The following is a 16,863-nucleotide window of genomic DNA, read 5'->3' as shown; positions in this document are numbered from 1 at the left end:
CTGGAAACTTCACATTTTTATGTATCTCTATTTACGTCTTTCAATTCCCAAACATCTTCTCATTATTCCATTTCTTTTCTTGCTGCTTTCTTTCCAATTTCATGTAGTCGTTATATTCTTGTCTAGTAAGATCATTGAAATCTTTATAATCATTTTTATCGTATTCAATATATGATGCAATACATCCTTTCACCAAAAATACAATAATGATGATTGGTATTGATATAATGAGAATCGCTTTTACGGCAAGTGAAATAGTCCATTGATCGCTTGGTGGAGTAAGACCTGAAACTGTTCCTCCCTCTATTTTATCCGTAGTATTACCGCAATCGCAAACAATCGCCTTTACTAACCTATAGTCATTTGATGTCTTAAAATAGTAGAGTTTCTTAATTTCATGTTGTTTAGAACAACCTTTGCAAGAAATCACTATTGAATCGTTTCCCTCTTTAATAAATTCCAATTGTTACTCCCCTTTGTCTCAATGAATTCAACAAATAATTTTCGTCACAATTAATTTCTATTATAAACCATTTTTCGGAATTAACAATCTGTTGTCTGTGTGATTCAAGTCTGATAATTGTTCAAAAAGAAGGTGAAGCTTCTGAACAATCGTAATCCTGATATTAAACCGATTCTCGGGAAACTAATAAAAACACTTCGAATTAAGCAAAGTCTATCGCAAGAAGATTTGGCTGGATTATGTAATGTAGATAGAAGTTATGTGTCGTTAATAGAACGTGGTGAGAATGAACCTTCGATAAGTAAAATATTTGAGATCTGTGAGGGTCTTAAAATTCGACCTACTAATTTTTTCGGATTAGTTGAGTTAGAGTACAATAAAATTAGAGATTCTGACCCCACATAGAATATTTAGACCACCTCGCGATGGACACCCTTGCCTTAAGCTATGGTTACTATTGCCTTCACCATTCGGGACTTGAACCCTAGAGATAGCGCCCATGCTGGGCGCACTAAGAAAGAGCCTGATGGGAAAGCATCCCTCAGGCTCTTTTTCTTTATATAGATTACCAAAATCCTGCTCCTACATTGACTACTATCGAGCGATATGCTGATTGATATGTTCCATTTATGTTTGATTCAACCGTAACATAAACTTGCTTATGGTAACCAGCTATGCTTGCATGTGCATCAGTATTGCTAATAGTATCTTGTCCGCTCATATATTCCTCCAAATTTTCTTATTTACTCCAATAATTATATACTGGTTAGCTCATGATTTCATATTAACTTACAATTTAAATTCTTTAAATTATTTTTCAACTTTTAATATTACTCTCAAAATTAGTTCTGAGCGTCTTATTAAATTCCAATTCCATAAACATCATCCCTTTAGTTTCTAGCACGATTAGAAATATGAAATATTATGATCACACACAACCAAACTATTATTATCCTTCATATAATAATAGCTTTCTCTTGTCCTTACGACTCCATCGTCATACCTAACAATTTCACCAATATAATCAAACTCCTCTAACCCTAACTTCAATAAAATGACACTGATTTATACAACTTTGAATTTCATGGTAATTTCTAATTACTTCACCTACCATTCTTATCATCCTCACTTTTCTTGAAGAAAAAAAAAGCACATACTAAATCAAGGAGTATGAGTCCTTAAATAGCAGTGCTTCCGCTTTACATTATTTATTTGGCTAGATACTAAATGATGTTAAGCGCATCTTAATGTTAGTCCTCAAATAATAAAATCCATCACTTGTCCTAACCACTTGATCGTTATATTCAACCAAACGACAATGAGCATCAAATTCTCTACTTACCCAAATTTCGACTAATGAATGGTTTGATACGCAACTTTGAATCTCAGCGTCGTTACTAATAACTTTCGACATAATAACCATCCCTTCTTTTTAAAGCAAAAAAAGCACATACTAAATCAGGGACTAATGTCCAAGATTCAGCAGTGCTTCTGCTTTTCCATCTTTTATTATCCTTATTTTAACAGTGTAGGACTCATATAGCAAGATTAGTTTCCTACTAGTTGGCTGTGTAGCACATAAAAATTAATCAGATAATAGTTTTTCATTATCCAGCCTATTATGTTTGCTACATATCCAAAGGAATGCTTTTTCTTTGAACAATTAATTATTGAAATACTTATTGAATTTACTTAGGTCTCACACAACTGTCTGTACTATCTCCATTGCTTTTCTACTTATTTGTCATAGCACGCATCATATAATGCAGGATATTATTTCTTCTTCATCTCATGCTATTAATAAGATGAAGAAGAAAACCGATAATCATCGTAATAATTAATAGTAAGACTGTAAAGGAGACGACTTCTTTGAAAATGCAAATATTTCTTTCCTATAATTGGAACGATGAAAAGATAGCAGACGAAGTTGATAATACTTTTAGATATATAGGTGTCGAGCTAACTCGTGATAAACGTGATATTAAGTACAAAGATAGTTTCAAAGAGTTTATGAAAAAAGTCAGAAAATCAGATTATGTAATAATGATTATTAGTGACGATTACCTAAAATCTGTAAACTGCATGTTTGAAGTATTAGAGTTTATAAAAGATGAAGATCACAAGGCTAGGATACTGCCTATAGTCTTGGAAAATAAGGTCAATATCTTTAAACCTCAAGGTGCTTTGCATTATATCGAGTATTGGGAGAACGAATACAAGATATTGGAAGAAAGTATGAAGAAGGTTGATATTTCTAATTTGAATACTTTGACACTTGAGTTAAGAAAAATAAAAGAAATTACTTCAAGTATTTCGGAATTCACTTCTAATCTTGCAGATATGAACTGTTCAAATATCGAAAGACTTCGAATGACTTCCTTTAAAGACATTTTGCAGATTATCAATCATTTAGATCAATACCCTGTCACAACGCAATATTTCCTAAAAGACTTAAAACGAGCTACCTATTTCGAGATAAGCCATAGACCTGATATTCCTGATAAAGAAACTAAGTATGAACTTATTGATTTCAAATTAATAGATGCAATGCACGGACAAACATTAATTTTGGAAATGAAGGAAAAATCCGAAGGTACCCCAACTACTATGGTAATACCTGATATTGAATTTATTGAATACAATACTCTCTCAGGTGAATATCATAGTAAATATTATTTCCAATGTATGGTTAGACCCATTCATTATGAATATGAAAAAGGTAAAGAAATGGAGAAATACGGATATGCTAATGATAAAGCACATTTGGCAACTGAAACATTCATGACATATAGAATTATTTTGTTTTATTAAGATCCACTATTCCCACTCAGTTTCTAATCGTTTTCCTCTATTTAATTTCAAGAAAGGACTTGATAAGATATTTTACTCAAGTCCCTTTACTTCATTTCCATATGATTGTGATTCGTCATGCTTCTTTCTTATAAAAATGAATTGCATCTTTTCATTGTGATATTGCTTCTGAAATATCTTAAAACACCCTCTCATACAAGCACAAAAAGCATCACCAATTCAAGGATGGTCTTTGTCCAAGCATTAGCGATGCTTTCTCTTGAAAATATTGTATGCTAAGATGCTACCAAATAATTCAACTCAAGTAAAATGCTATCCCAAAAAAAACTCTGCTCATTTTAAATATTTATCATTGCTTTTCTAAAGTCGCAGACAAAGCTTTTTTACCGTAGCCGTTAATGAATAAAGAATGTTCCTTAGATGTTGTATTAACCTCGATAAAGCGCATAGCGGTAAGTCGTGTGATTACATACCTATATTTAGCTTCCGTTAGTCCACTTTTTTCAAATGCCTTTGCATTCAACATAGCTTTATACTTTGCATTAGCTCCTTCATTAGATAGTATTCGTAACATTTGTATATCCTGAACATTAAGATTCTCTACAATGTATTGAAAATACTCCTCCATAATGATACACCTCCAATATTTTTAAGGTCGAGCGGCTGAAGTGCCAGGGGGGTCTGAGGAATTAGAAAACCTCGAAAAGGTAAAATTCACCCCGCCCCTTACTCATTAACAAAAGCAAAAGAAGCCTTCTTTACGAAGACTTCCTCGATTCCGTTCTTTTAGAAAGCTCTCTGTATAAAGTAGGCTTGGATACACCTGTTAGCTCACTTATCTCATTCAATCTGTATTGCTTACTATCATATAGTTTAATTGCTTGATTTAACTTCTTCTCATCTGTTCTAGGTCTACCACCCTTACGTCCTCTTGCTCTTGCAGCCGCTAATCCAGCCATTGTACGTTCACTTATTATGTCTCGTTCTAGCTCTGCGATGACCGCAAGCATTTTGAACATTGCTCGTCCAACAGCACTTGTAGTATCAATGTTGTCACGGATACTTATTAGTTCAATTCCACGCTGCTCTAACATTTCACTTAACTCAATAAGCTTCTTCGTCGATCTTGCCAAGCGATCCAGTTTGTATACAACTAAAGCATCGCCTTCTCTAAGGTATTCAAGTGGCTTTGCTAATTCAATACGATCATCATTTTTCCCTGACACTTTCTCTTCAAATATCTTTATACAACCTGCTTGTGTTAGTGCATCCGTTTGCAAATTCAATGATTGTTCAAGAGTACTAACTCGTCCATACCCGATTCTAGCCACCCGAAATCCCCCCTAATGATTAACTTAAACCAGACTGTACTCTCAAAACTCATGTGTGTCCAGTAGAAATTTACCTTTGATTTCGAGATGGGTTTTGACACCAATTTCAAACATATTAATGTATTGATCGGGCATCGGTTAGTATATTCTCAAAAACATTCGTTTATAAGACAATAATAAAAAGCCGAAACTGAATAGATTAAGCTTTTAGCCTTTATTCGTTATTGTTTCGAATAAATTCATAAACTCTTTTCACTAACTCTTTCGCACCATCTGACATATCATCGTACTGACATATATTTTTAAGTGCTTTCTCACAAAAAGCAACTTTATTATTAATCGTTCCCGAAGCCATTCCATAAGAAGCAACTCTGCGTCTATTAACTAAAATATCATCAATAAAAGCACCTAAATATTCGTCCTTATATGTAGCCTCTGTAAATGTTTTTTTAAACTTAGGTTGTTCTACATTTTCATATTCTATAATGATTTTTTCCAACGTCTGTTTACTAAGTAAATTTTCTATCTCCTTACAATCCAGACAATAATACCTCTCTTGCAATCGTTGAGAAAGTTTTTGTTGTCTCGCTAATTTCACTTCGCTGTCTTTATCAGTAATTAAAAACAATTTACTACAAAGCCTGTCTGCATTCATTGACCTAAAAGTACCTTCTTGCTCTGGTTCGTTGTCATCTAAAAAAGACCAATGAGTAATATTATTTCCACTGTACTCAACAAACGAATAATGATAATCTTCTTTAAACCAATCCTTCTCTGGGAGGTTCAATGACTTATGATATAGTTCTAGGTACTTTCTAATATAGTATCTATCAGTTATTCCTTCCACCCATATTGTGCAATTTGAAAGGAAGACTGACGAATTCTTAACACCTAACATTTCTAGAACACTACTGTCTTCATTACTTACATTCTCAATATCGAAATTCGCCTCCATTTCCCTTTCATCTGAATATCCAGTTACAAGTTTTTTTGCAAACTTATAGATAGAGATATTCTGTAAATCAAGAGTAATATCTAAGAAATGATTAGAATGAGTTGTAATGAAAAATTGTAAATTATCAAATGTACTCAACGTCTCCATTAATTTTCTTTGCATGCCTGGGTGTAAATAAAGCTCTGGCTCTTCAATGAAAATCAATGCTGGTTTATCCATAATTTCGAAAACAGGGAATGTAATAATAATTATAGATTGTATGCCATCACCTAATTTATAAATAGGTTGTTCTTTCTCGTTGCCGATTTTCACATGTACTACATCAGAATTAATGGAAGGAATAAGCACAACCTCCTCGCCATCAAAAAAGTTTTTACTAAGGAAATTTTGAAATTTCGAAACGACTTCCCTTTCCCTCATTCCACCCAACAGCAATCGTTTTAAATGAGAGTACAACCCTAATCCTGTGAAAACATCCCAGTGATCGTTCTGTTCAAAATAATCATCTATCGTTCTTTTCAAAAAAGGATCTTCTGTATCACCAAATGATCTTAAACCTCTTAGTGTCGGAATATATACTTTTTTAAATAAATACATCTGTGTCTCTTCACCAAAGATAGAATCCATTTGTTGTTTATATTCTCCACCAACACTATTCAGACTTTTATTAAGCTCTTCATATCTATAGAAGGCACCACTAGTGGTCGTTACAACTCGTTGATCCTTTAGATTAATTAACTCATCCATCATTCGATAGAAATCCCCATATGCATTAACACCGTTCGAAAAATTACTTATTTCCACCATTTTTTCTATATTGCTCTTAATATTGTCATAGTCCACAATATTAAAATCTATCATCATCCGCGCAATAAGAGCTTTTAGATCTTTTATAACTTTATTAGTTTTAACCAGATCTACCCTTGCTGGTTTAAAATGAATTTCCTTGGAAATGAACATGCTTCTCATAAGACTACTTTTCCCCGAATTATTTGAACCAACAAATATATTAATTTTTGATAGGTTAGATATGTATCTATCATCTTCCCTAGCATCAGATGAAAAGTTGTATTTTTTGTCTTCTACCAGTAAAGATTTAATTAAATACGACATTGTTAATTCCCCTTACTTGATTATTAAAACTTATGAAGCGAATGCCCTAAACTATTCCTTCTTCATATAGACTCAGGAATGCCTTCTTAAGACATCCTTTTCGCTGGAACCAAGTCCATTCTCTTAATACTTTTGATGTGGCTTTATCACAAGCAGTTAGAGGGTGTACATCTTTTCCCCTAATTCATTTATTCAATCTCTCGTCCTCTATTAATAAGTCTAATTAGTTCGTTTTTAACATTTGTATTACATTTTTTTTGAAAAAAATATATGAAAAAATGCTGCTAGTACTAATATTTTATTACAAATATAGGAGCTATGGGACATAGCATCAATATTGCTTCTGGCATCAACAAGCGACGCTACCCTCTCAAATGTTTAAAATAATAATTCACTACTTCTTTTGCAAACGTGATAAACGTATGAAACGCATTAAGAATTCTGCTTATTATTGCGGATACGGCTTCTTTCCCCTGATTAGCAGCTATTTCATCTGGTTTGAAGAGAGACTGAATCATTATTGTGTCACTAATGATCTCAGCAAATAAAAATCGTTCCTCAACTTTATCGTAATAAACTACCCTATCACATAATTCTTGTAATGCTTTTGTGAATTCATTCTTGTTTGGTTTTGAAAAGTGATAGGTGACATTTCTTATATTGGTCATTTTTTGTAGTAAATCAGCTTCAACACCAGTTCTAAACAAGGGTGTCAACTTACTGTATAGCTCTTGAAGTTCTTGTGGTAATGATTTTATGTGATCTGTGACTTCTTGCAACTTCTCTGATTCTTCTAAATAAAAAATAGCTTCTCTCAGCGAAGAACAATGAATTCTAAGCATAGAAGATAGTTGCGTTATTTGTATTGACATATCTTTATTAGAGATAGCTCTTGAATTTTGACTAATGTAAACAAGATCATTATGGACAATACCTAGACCAACAATCCATCTAGCAATGTTACTATTGATTGGAAAGGCTTCTTCAAATTTAATAAATAAGTTTGGCGACATAGCAACCTCTTTCAAGATAATAGTATTTCAATACTACAATTCTATACTAAACTTTTTAAAATCTGATATTACGATCATTCTCACCAAAAGAGAAAACTGTTCGTCTAAACTATCAAACACCTCAGGAATTTCGAATCTACTACCTGTTTCGTTTTGTTAACCAATTTTACGGATTGAATACAGAATCCAAAATAATTGGATAAAACAGAGTTATATCTACACCATTAGTACTCTCATATCTACTATTCACTTAAATGTTTCATGAAAGTCATGTGGTTCATTCTTCTTCGTTTTCTGGATTCAAATATGACAACCATCCATATACATCAACTATTCGTCCAGTAAATTCGCCATCCGTTCCTACTTCCGATATAACAAATGATGGAAATTCAGAATTGTCTAAATCATCCATATAAGTATGTTCCAGGCGATAAAAAACATCCAATATTCCCTCATAATGATAATGTTTTAATAGAGTCATTAACTCTTTTGGAGTTACACCTGCTTGATTAATCTTTTGCACAATAGGTTTTATATCTCTTGATCCTCTTGTTTCAAGAAGTTTGGCAGTTTCTTCTTGGTTCTTATCATAATCATTCAGACTCTTCTTGAGTAAGTTTACAAACCTAAACTCTGCTAGTGCAGGATTATTATCTTCTATCTCAGCATTGACCATTCCTAAGGAATCATTTTCATTTGGATCAATTTCCTTAATTTTTGAAATGATGTTATCAGCCTTTTCTTTGTTCTCTTTGTCAAGGCTATCATACCAATTTTGCAAATGCATTCTATCCACCCTTTACACTTTTATCATTAATAACCAATCTTTAAAATTCGCTCAGCTCATTTCCATAAATAACATTTACATATCTGTGATAAAATTCGATATTTTGTTATTCAATTGTCCATCAAAAGATTTATAATTTTTTGTTGGATACTTGTATATTTTAGAATATCATTAAATTTCACTAAGGCTACTGTCATTAGATATAAAACATCAATAAATCATTCAATAGTTCAGAATCTACACAGTTTTTTTTCAAAAAAAATTCATCTTAATGTGTAACAAGTCGCGCTCTTTAGAAGGCACATTTATCAATTCCCCTTCTAAATCAAACACATAATCACTAGAGCAAACATTTATTTTACATTTCTTATTTACAACTATTCCTTTCAATCATTTATTAAAGACAATCCTAACTCTTTTATAAACGGTGACCTCTTACTTGGTCTATCCTGAATAGTTCTAGGAAAGGTGACATACAAATTATATTTTGCCCTAGTGGTAGCAACGTACATTAGTCTTCTTTCTTCTTCCACTGATGTTGGAGGATCTGCCATTTCTTTGCATTCATCCATATTAATTTTACTCAATGGAACAGATTTATGATGTGGTAAACCGCCTGCATATACACCCATAACAAAAACATTATCAAAAGCTAATCCTTTACTTTTATGAATAGTCAAAAAATAAAGTGCATTTAACTCTCCTTTCTGATATATTATTAGTTGTTTTTTCATGTTTTCAAGTTTACCTTTTAAACGATGATAATATGATAAAAAATCAGACCATTCTTTATAATTCTGACATTCTGTTGTTATCCAAAAAACTTCTTCGGTTGAAATGTTCTCTTTATTCTTTGGGAATTTCAATAATGGCTCTATAAATTCTATTACTTCTACAGGAGTTCCTTTTAAAACCTTAAATATACCATTCAGAAATTGTTGCAGAAGGTTTGAATCTACTTTCCTTTTTTCCTGTTTTACATAGTTCACAAAGCCCTGTAACATCAACTGAATCGAAGAAAATTGATTGTCTTTCATGAATCTGTTAAAACTTTGATTACTAATATAATGTGCATTTGCCACATTAAGCAGAAATGGTTGCCATGCTTCAATTTGAACCAGAGGACTTGATTCTAATAAATCCAACAATTTATTAAATGATATTTTGAAATCAAAAATATTAAAAATCCCCATTAAGTCTTCATTACTCTCAATAACATAAGGAATGTTCTTGTCATCTAAAGCTTGATAAGCACTTTGTAGTTGGCTAACGGAACGATATAAAACGGTTGAAAGAGTGTAGTTGATTGGCTCTAATATTTCATTTTTAATAAATGGTTTTGTCTTACCTATTTCTTGGGCTTTAGTGATTATCCAGTTTGCTTCTGAACTTTGATCTTTAGCAGCTAATATATAAGCATCACCATTCATTAGATGGAATGGTTCCATTGCTTTTTCAATTCTATCATGAGCATTCCCCTGTATTACTCTATTTCCAGCATGTACAATATTTTGTTTTGATCGATAATTTGTCATCAATTCTAAAGTATATGTGTTGTATGTTTTTTGAAAATTCTTTATATACTTAGGATCTGAACCTCGGAAGGCATAAATACTTTGGTCATCATCGCCAACTATTATTAGTTTCGCACCGCTTCCATCTGGAGGGGCAATTAACATCAAAATGTCCATCTGTAAGGGATTAATATCCTGAAATTCATCAACAAATAGATAATCAAATTTACCTTTGATAAACTCTCGTGCAGTTTCGAATTTTTCCATAGCCCTATAGAGATTCAAAAGAAAATCATCAAACAAAACAATTCTTTTAGTTGTCCGAATTTCTATAAACTCATGATATAGATCATAAAAACGTTGGCTAATAGGATATTCTGACATGCTTTCAATACTGTCAAAATGTTTCGCTACAAAATCTCGCATCTCTTCTGAGCTATAACCTAAGTTAGTCCAATATTCTATCCTCTCTTTTATATTCTTGTCTCCTTCTTTATTAAATTGATATAGTTTATATTTTTTTATCAATTCATTTAATAAACGTTTAGCTTGATCTTCACTATCTTTAGTCTTATTTCCAGTAACCCCAACAGATGCACAAGATGGTATTTCCTTCAAAAGCTGCTCAAACATGATTTTAAAGATGCTATGAAAGGTACCTATTGATACACGCGAATTATCTGACGATAAAAATTTATTAACTCGCTCCTTCATCTCGTCTGCCGCTTTACGAGTAAATGTTACCATGCATATTTTAGTTGCTTCCACATTTTCCATTGTTATTAAATAAGCTGTTTTTGCACAAATGGTCTCTGTCTTTCCACTTCCAGCTCCAGCTATAATTCTTAAGTTTTTTCCTAAATCATATCTTATCGCTTCAACCTGTTCTTTATTGAATGAATTCCCTTTGATTTTCTCGATATGTTCAAAAAAACCAACATCTTCATCCCACTCGCTTATTTGATTACCATTAATTACCGTGTTAGTGATATCCCCATATCGAAGTTGATATAATTTTAGAGTCTCTTTGAGAACAAGATTTTGATTTTCTATATTTTTTAGCTGCATTTCAATAAATTCATTTTGGTTTCTTAACTTTTCGGTTGCATCCTGGAATCCTAATATAAGTTCTTTTTTTGCTTCAATGTCGTTTATAAGAACTTGTTTTTCACTTGATAAGTTCTTTATCTCTCTATCTAAATGAAAAGATTTAGTTTTTAGCGCCTCAATCTCAAAGAGTAATTGTTCTCTAGCTGTAAGTTTGTTTATTAACTTTTGAAGTACCATCTATATCTCCTTTACCCTAACATAACTCATAAACTTGGTTATTTACCTACCAGTCCAGTTATGATATAGCATATTAATAACTTATTGATATTATCCTTTTTTTGTATAAAACATCATTATCCCGAATCTATCCAATTCGAAATTAGTTTTTATCAACTGTATAGTCTTAACTGCATAACACTCCACGAACTAATAATGCTTCACACAACCCAAGGAACGCAGTTTTTGGACAACTTTAAAGTTGCGTTAAAATCTCTTTTTCAAAAACTTTCCTTGACGCTCTAACCCTGCAGCAAGGGCTTCTGACATTTCTCCATTCATAAATAATTTAATTGACCTAACAGCGACATTAGCATACTAGTTTCCACTTTTTTGAATTATGAAGGGTTAAGGATTACATTCATACGCTTTTCTAATGAATGGTACTATTTGCTTTAAATTTTCAACACAAGATAAATTAATATACGCTTCATGACGATATCGATTATTATCCGTTGTGTTTCGTTTATAAGTAAATTCAAGTAACGTATCTATACTCTCCTGCATTTCCACTCCTAATACACTATTTACACTACCAAAACGTAATATTAAAGCTTTTCGACCAGTACATAGCTTTGCAAAACCACCTCTCCTTCCCTTTCTCTTATATCCAATACCTTGTGTGCTGTTTGGATTTACCAGCTCAAAATCTCCATTCGATAGAAAGCTGTCTACTTGCTCAGCAATGATTCTTGCTTTAAACGGAAAACACAGAAAACTATGCTTCTTACCTCGCCAACCTAATCCGTTCATTTCACAAAAATCATCAAATTGCCTCAGTAAAAATCCTGATACTGTATCGTTTGCGAATATAAATTGTTTTTCTAAGAAAGACATACGAATTTGCTTCCAAGATAAAAATAAAGGCTCCCCGATGTTGAACTGCTCTACATGAAATTTCTCCTTATGTTTTTCTAGTTGACCAGTATGTAGATAGTTAGTTTTACCGATTTTTGTTTCCAATAGAATTGAAAGTCTATTTGAATAAATAAATGCATCAGGTACACTTTCTTTATCTTCGTAACTAGTAATATTCAACTGACTTTCGTTCTCTACAATACCAACCACAATACCACGATCAGCTTTTTTATGTAATCTTTCATGAACTTGAACTCCATAATCAAATTCAAACAAATCATTTACTTCAATAGAAGGTTCACATAATTTCAAAAAATCACCTGTAATTGATTTATCTGAATGCTGTAATACATTAATCAATGCTTTGGTCGCATTATTCTCGTTTTGTAGCAAACTTGATTCCTCCGCTGACTGTCCACGAAAGTAATGAAAAATGTTATCATACTCTGAAATTCTCTCCATAAGATTATCATCCTTTACTATTACATTCCTTTTTACAACCAGGTATAATCGTCTATATATACTAACATATTCCAACTAGGTAGGAGAATCTGAATTTGGTTAGAAAACACAAGAATGACACTTCCTCAGTAATAAAGAAAGTCGTCATCCATGCCAAACGCTGGAATAAAAATGTAAACTAAGAAGCGATTTAGCAAGCTTATACGAGCAAGGATGTATATGGCTTTGCCGAAGCTTGGGATAACCAACAGTTACTTCACTGAACAGGCTAGGGAATACGCTAAGCGGCTTGGTGTTAAGCTGTGGGATAGAGACGCTCTGATCGAGAAGATGGCAAATGTGAATGCTGCACAGACGATCAAGGTGAATGATCATGAGCCAGTTGGGGAAGTAGATGCTGCAACTGTTCCTACAGCTTTTTATACAAAACAATGATCTTTTTGTATGCGCAAGATGTGGAAATCCTGTTACGAAGAAGGTAATGGATTACTACCTTTTGAATTCAAGTTGCTTCAATGGTCGAATCTACTGTTACGATCATCAGGGTTAAAAAACTTTGACATTTATATATTTTCCAATTATTAATAATAAAGGAAATGAGGATGATTTCTTTGGCAATAAGTATTAATAGAGGCAAATTAATTGTAACTACTAGTGAAATTATTGGTTATAAAGCTGGGCTTGGACTTACACGTGAGGAATTTGCTGACATTATGCCAAAAGAACATCATAGAATTTGGTTTGGCTCAGATGAGGATGGGATCAGAATATATCCTGAGGAATATGAAGAACTTATTTCTGACCTTCTAAACTTACTTGGGAATACAGAATCTGACTCTCCCAGTTCGTCAATTATTTTCACAGCAGTTCTTAGACATAAATATGGAATTAATTCAATTGAAGCTGAATTAATGAGTGACATAGTACCTCTGTTTTATAATTTTCTTGAAAAAGCGGATAAAATTTTCGATCCAACGCCGTTCATAAATGAAGCTCGAATAAAGTACGGTATTATTGGAGAAAAAGTTGCGATTGATTTGTTAAAAGGATTTAACAATCATATGCATAAAAGCCCTTGGACAACTTATCGTGAAATGAATTGGGTCGATACCGCTCAACTTAAGGACTTGTTCATTAGTGAACGATTGGAAACTCATTATGGAACATTTTTGGATCAACGCTATATTGACTACTTATCAGTTAATTTCGATAAAATTAATAACATGAACTGGCGAAAGTTCGAAGGATTAACCGCTGAGTTTTTTGAACGACAAGGCTATTTTGTCGAAATAGGTGCAGGCAGAGGTGACGGAGGAATTGATATTCGAGTTTGGCAAGAAGACCCATCACTAGCTGGTCCACCCACGATATTAATTCAATGTAAGAGATATAAAAAAACAATTGAACAAGTTATCGTGAAAGCACTGTATGCAGATATGGTTTCAGAAAATGTTCCACATGGACTGATTGTAACAACAAGTTCATTGTCACCTAGTGCAAAAGAAGTTTGTAATGCTAGATCTTACCCTATTCAAGAGGTTAATAAAACTACTCTTAGAAAATGGATCGAAGTTATGAGGAAGCCACATAGCGGTATATTTCTAGGTAAATGAATTTTACTATTAAGGAAAAATTAACTGTACTAACATAAGCCTCGGATACCATGTAACCCAGCAATTACAGCGTTAAGTAGTTAACTTATATGTGCCTGTTTTATCGGGACTTAAGCTACACAATCACAATCAAATAATAATCTTAACGATCTATGTAACAGTCAGCGGTCTGCTGAAGACCATTACTAATTTGTTGAGTTACTAATACTGATAAAAAATGTAGCCCTCACACCAATGTAAATGGGCTACATTTTTTCAACAATATCTAGTTTAAGATTGGAGCTGCATAATTATCTACAGCTTCTTCTGGACATCTTCCAACTCCAAAATTACAGCTTCAATTTCAGGAATTTTTGTTGATATATCATCAATTGTCATCTCTTCTGGACTACAAGTTTTAAGAACTCCCAATTGTCGAAAAAGCATGGAGATACGCCTAAAGCTTAAACTTGGAACTATTGATGATATTTCGTATTTCACATAATCCCAAGCTGTCATATGTACTTGTTCTTTAAGTATATCCTCATCAATTACTCCATTTTGCTGAATTGCCTTAAGTACAATTTTATTATGATGTAACTCCTCGACCAAAACAGTAATTAAGTTTTTATATTTATTCGTTACTTTAACTATATCTTTTTGATCTGACTTTTCAATTTGATATGCAGCAACAAAGTAAGCAACAAAACCACCTATTACTCCACCAATAACATTCCCCATTGCCCCAATTGTTGCTCCAACCCATGCTTGTTGAGCATTAACATTCGTGACTATTAATCCCACTAAAACGGAACATGAAAATGCTAATAAAATAATACTTGTAACAAGCAGTATTTGATTTCGAATTTTTTTCACATATTCTCCTCAATCTGATGCAAAATTTTTATAACTATTCAACAAAAGCCTTCGAGTCGAACCTTTTTTTACATCAGTAAATCGAAGGCTCTCTGACTTTCCCAATATTTTCTTCACTTCTTCAGGCAACAATATTTGGCTTGTAGGTTTAATTTCAGGCTCAAAAAGTAAAACAAAAAATAATTCAATAAACTCTTGATTCTCGCTTACATCATATGAGTATGTACAATTTGAACATTCAACATAATATTCTGATTCAAAATCAAATTCAGTTATATGCCGATCAGTTTGACCACAATTTGGACAAATCACTCTATACTTTACATTCATAAGAGATATCGGATTATGACAACATAAAGCAAACGTATCGACACTAAGCTCAATATCAACCTTCATATCAATTGCAAATTGTTGAGGGTTAATGAAATGGTATGTCGAGCGTAACTGGATGGATAACCATCTATCAATTTTATCAATTATAATAGGATCAATCCGATAATCTTTCAAAAAATTCAAACTCGGATAGTACATGAATCTCGGCCTCCTCTGTAAGATGTTCATAGAGAAAGTGAATTACATAACACTCCTTAAACACTTCAATTTTAGTCCTAACCTTTATTATTTTCTCACCAAACCTATTTGTTATTTTTCTATACCATGTTATCCAAAGCTTTTCTACCTTTTTGAGATTATCAATCGAATGTTTTGTATCTAAATAAATATCATATAAACTTATTGATCGTTGATCATCGTTAGTTTTGGCATTAACTGATGCACCTGTATTATCCGTATAATAATATCGATCCACAAGCCCTTTTTTTCCTTCTGAATACGATGAGTATTGCTGAAAATTCTCTTGAATTAAAGAACGAATTAATAAATTATTATGCCTTTTATTTAAGTCATCAATAACAAGGGTATTTGTCAGACATAGTCCTTCTATTATTGCCCCAACTAATTTAGAGGTATCCGTTGTTACTGATGCTACCTTTCGTTTAAATGGCTCCTCAGCTGTAGATAACAATTCATTAAACATCTTATATAACGTGCTTCTTTGATAAGAAACATCCTGTAAATCTCTAATATTAAAGATACTCTTCAACTGAGAAATACAGAACTGATATTTGGCTTTATCTGTTGATCCACCAAAATTCGCATTTCTGTCAAACACTCTAATTGTTATCAAATTCCTTTGCAAATCAAGTTCTAACCATGTAAAATCAGTTTCCTTTCGTGGCAGTGTATTCGGAGTCGCTTTACCTACAACAACTGATTCAGCGAAACACAGTTTTATTTTACTTACTTCTGTTGAAGAATTTAATTGAATATCCAAATAACAACAAGTTTTTTTATCAGGTTGTATAGATTTTAAAATATTATTAAAATTGTTCTCTTCCATATTTGCCTCTAACAAACATGATTGAACATATTGTAATGATTTAAGCCTACGAGATATATCAAAAGAAATCTTAGAATAAAAAATGGTTTTATTGCGATTTCTCATTAATTCGTTCGATAAAAACCCTTCAAAATCATCTAAAGCGATTTGTTTTACATTAATCGCATCTTCAATAATTGCTACTCTTTCTTGCTTTGAGTAACCACTTTGACGAACCAAGTTCTTCTCTTTAATAAAGGCATGAAATCTCTCGCTTGAAATTGAATCAACAATATCTCTATGTAAATTAAATGTTGTAAGACTAGTCTGCGGCATTGCCATAGATCGAATCATCCCCTTAACTAATATCTAGCTAAGATTATG

The 16,863-nt window shown here is 32.5% G+C and carries 17 protein-coding genes; 4 read left to right on the top strand and 13 right to left on the bottom strand.

Annotated elements, in window-relative coordinates; all coding sequences use genetic code 11:
- Nucleotides 1-40: 40 nt before the first annotated feature.
- Nucleotides 41-463 (bottom strand): hypothetical protein, encoded by a 423-nt coding sequence (locus FJQ58_RS19205; RefSeq protein WP_139996324.1) that lies wholly within the window; start codon nt 461-463, stop codon nt 41-43.
- A 132-nt stretch (nt 464-595) separates the two neighbouring features.
- Between FJQ58_RS19205 and FJQ58_RS19200 the strand changes: the two genes are divergently transcribed.
- The gene (locus FJQ58_RS19200) at nt 596-868 is read left to right on the top strand and encodes a helix-turn-helix domain-containing protein (RefSeq protein WP_238404180.1); all 273 of its coding nucleotides are present in this window, start codon (nt 596-598) and stop codon (nt 866-868) included.
- A gap of 160 nt (nt 869-1,028) precedes the next feature.
- On the opposite strand, the gene FJQ58_RS32385 is transcribed toward FJQ58_RS19200, so the two are convergent.
- A complete protein-coding gene (locus FJQ58_RS32385; RefSeq protein ID WP_162341598.1) occupies nt 1,029-1,184 on the bottom strand; it encodes a hypothetical protein in 156 nt (51 codons plus the stop codon).
- A gap of 1,154 nt (nt 1,185-2,338) precedes the next feature.
- Between FJQ58_RS32385 and FJQ58_RS19195 the strand changes: the two genes are divergently transcribed.
- Nucleotides 2,339-3,274 (top strand): toll/interleukin-1 receptor domain-containing protein, encoded by a 936-nt coding sequence (locus FJQ58_RS19195; protein WP_238404190.1) that lies wholly within the window; start codon nt 2,339-2,341, stop codon nt 3,272-3,274.
- A gap of 349 nt (nt 3,275-3,623) precedes the next feature.
- Here FJQ58_RS19195 and FJQ58_RS19190 read toward each other — a convergent pair whose 3' ends face one another.
- From FJQ58_RS19190 to FJQ58_RS19160, 8 genes are all read right to left on the bottom strand, one after another.
- Nucleotides 3,624-3,902, bottom strand: a complete 279-nt coding sequence (locus tag FJQ58_RS19190; RefSeq protein WP_139996320.1) for a hypothetical protein — start codon at nt 3,900-3,902, stop codon at nt 3,624-3,626.
- Between the two features lie 130 nt (nt 3,903-4,032).
- Nucleotides 4,033-4,605, bottom strand: a complete 573-nt coding sequence (locus FJQ58_RS19185) for a recombinase family protein (protein WP_139996318.1) — start codon at nt 4,603-4,605, stop codon at nt 4,033-4,035.
- 214 nt (nt 4,606-4,819) lie between these two features.
- Complete coding sequence (locus FJQ58_RS19180) at nt 4,820-6,673, bottom strand: AAA family ATPase (RefSeq protein WP_139996316.1); 1,854 nt, start codon at nt 6,671-6,673, stop codon at nt 4,820-4,822.
- Nucleotides 6,674-6,719: 46 nt separating this feature from the next.
- Nucleotides 6,720-6,857, bottom strand: coding sequence for a DUF6979 family protein (locus tag FJQ58_RS33430; RefSeq protein ID WP_420799851.1), 138 nt, complete (start codon nt 6,855-6,857; stop codon nt 6,720-6,722).
- A 178-nt stretch (nt 6,858-7,035) separates the two neighbouring features.
- The gene (locus tag FJQ58_RS19175) at nt 7,036-7,686 is read right to left on the bottom strand and encodes a hypothetical protein (protein WP_139996314.1); all 651 of its coding nucleotides are present in this window, start codon (nt 7,684-7,686) and stop codon (nt 7,036-7,038) included.
- 277 nt (nt 7,687-7,963) lie between these two features.
- Complete coding sequence (locus FJQ58_RS19170; RefSeq protein WP_139996312.1) at nt 7,964-8,473, bottom strand: hypothetical protein; 510 nt, start codon at nt 8,471-8,473, stop codon at nt 7,964-7,966.
- A gap of 386 nt (nt 8,474-8,859) precedes the next feature.
- The gene (locus FJQ58_RS19165; RefSeq protein ID WP_139996310.1) at nt 8,860-11,274 is read right to left on the bottom strand and encodes an ATP-dependent helicase; all 2,415 of its coding nucleotides are present in this window, start codon (nt 11,272-11,274) and stop codon (nt 8,860-8,862) included.
- A gap of 387 nt (nt 11,275-11,661) precedes the next feature.
- Nucleotides 11,662-12,633 carry a hypothetical protein gene (locus tag FJQ58_RS19160; protein ID WP_139996308.1) on the bottom strand — a complete coding sequence of 324 codons (972 nt, stop codon included), beginning with the start codon at nt 12,631-12,633 and terminating at the stop codon, nt 11,662-11,664.
- A 225-nt stretch (nt 12,634-12,858) separates the two neighbouring features.
- On the opposite strand from FJQ58_RS19160, the gene FJQ58_RS19155 reads away from it, so the two are divergent.
- Both FJQ58_RS19155 and FJQ58_RS19150 read left to right on the top strand, forming a co-directional pair.
- Nucleotides 12,859-13,068 (top strand): restriction endonuclease, encoded by a 210-nt coding sequence (locus tag FJQ58_RS19155; protein ID WP_162341596.1) that lies wholly within the window; start codon nt 12,859-12,861, stop codon nt 13,066-13,068.
- Nucleotides 13,069-13,244: 176 nt separating this feature from the next.
- Entirely contained in the window at nt 13,245-14,246 is a 1,002-nt protein-coding gene (locus FJQ58_RS19150; protein WP_162341594.1) for a restriction endonuclease, read from the top strand.
- 294 nt (nt 14,247-14,540) lie between these two features.
- On the opposite strand, the gene FJQ58_RS19145 is transcribed toward FJQ58_RS19150, so the two are convergent.
- Genes FJQ58_RS19145 through FJQ58_RS19135 form a run of 3 tightly spaced genes read right to left on the bottom strand, consistent with a single transcriptional unit; the run spans nt 14,541 to nt 16,821 of the window.
- Nucleotides 14,541-15,101, bottom strand: coding sequence for a hypothetical protein (locus FJQ58_RS19145; RefSeq protein ID WP_139996302.1), 561 nt, complete (start codon nt 15,099-15,101; stop codon nt 14,541-14,543).
- Nucleotides 15,102-15,110: 9 nt separating this feature from the next.
- The gene (locus FJQ58_RS19140; RefSeq protein ID WP_139996300.1) at nt 15,111-15,632 is read right to left on the bottom strand and encodes a DUF5939 domain-containing protein; all 522 of its coding nucleotides are present in this window, start codon (nt 15,630-15,632) and stop codon (nt 15,111-15,113) included.
- Entirely contained in the window at nt 15,589-16,821 is a 1,233-nt protein-coding gene (locus tag FJQ58_RS19135; protein WP_139996298.1) for a hypothetical protein, read from the bottom strand. Before FJQ58_RS19135 ends, FJQ58_RS19140 begins: the two co-directional genes overlap by 44 nt.
- Nucleotides 16,822-16,863: the final 42 nt, after the last annotated feature.

This window comes from Paenibacillus paridis (assembly GCF_006345825.1).
Taxonomy (GTDB): domain Bacteria; phylum Bacillota; class Bacilli; order Paenibacillales; family Paenibacillaceae; genus Pristimantibacillus; species Pristimantibacillus paridis.
The sequence above is the reverse complement of the archived record's forward strand: the minus strand, read 5'-3'. Positions and strand labels throughout refer to the sequence as shown.

Excerpts from the sequence above, each read along its gene's own strand:
- FJQ58_RS19190 (WP_139996320.1), bottom strand. The coding sequence starts at position 3,902 with ATGGAGGAGTATTTTCAATACATTGTAGAGAATCTTAATGTTCAGGAT.
- FJQ58_RS32385 (WP_162341598.1), bottom strand. The coding sequence starts at position 1,184 with ATGAGCGGACAAGATACTATTAGCAATACTGATGCACATGCAAGCATA.
- FJQ58_RS19195 (WP_238404190.1), top strand. The coding sequence starts at position 2,339 with ATGCAAATATTTCTTTCCTATAATTGGAACGATGAAAAGATAGCAGAC.
- FJQ58_RS19170 (WP_139996312.1), bottom strand. The coding sequence starts at position 8,473 with ATGCATTTGCAAAATTGGTATGATAGCCTTGACAAAGAGAACAAAGAA.
- FJQ58_RS19180 (WP_139996316.1), bottom strand. The coding sequence starts at position 6,673 with ATGTCGTATTTAATTAAATCTTTACTGGTAGAAGACAAAAAATACAAC.
- FJQ58_RS19160 (WP_139996308.1), bottom strand. The coding sequence starts at position 12,633 with ATGGAGAGAATTTCAGAGTATGATAACATTTTTCATTACTTTCGTGGA.
- FJQ58_RS19140 (WP_139996300.1), bottom strand. The coding sequence starts at position 15,632 with ATGTACTATCCGAGTTTGAATTTTTTGAAAGATTATCGGATTGATCCT.
- FJQ58_RS19165 (WP_139996310.1), bottom strand. The coding sequence starts at position 11,274 with ATGGTACTTCAAAAGTTAATAAACAAACTTACAGCTAGAGAACAATTA.
- FJQ58_RS19175 (WP_139996314.1), bottom strand. The coding sequence starts at position 7,686 with ATGTCGCCAAACTTATTTATTAAATTTGAAGAAGCCTTTCCAATCAAT.
- FJQ58_RS19135 (WP_139996298.1), bottom strand. The coding sequence starts at position 16,821 with ATGGCAATGCCGCAGACTAGTCTTACAACATTTAATTTACATAGAGAT.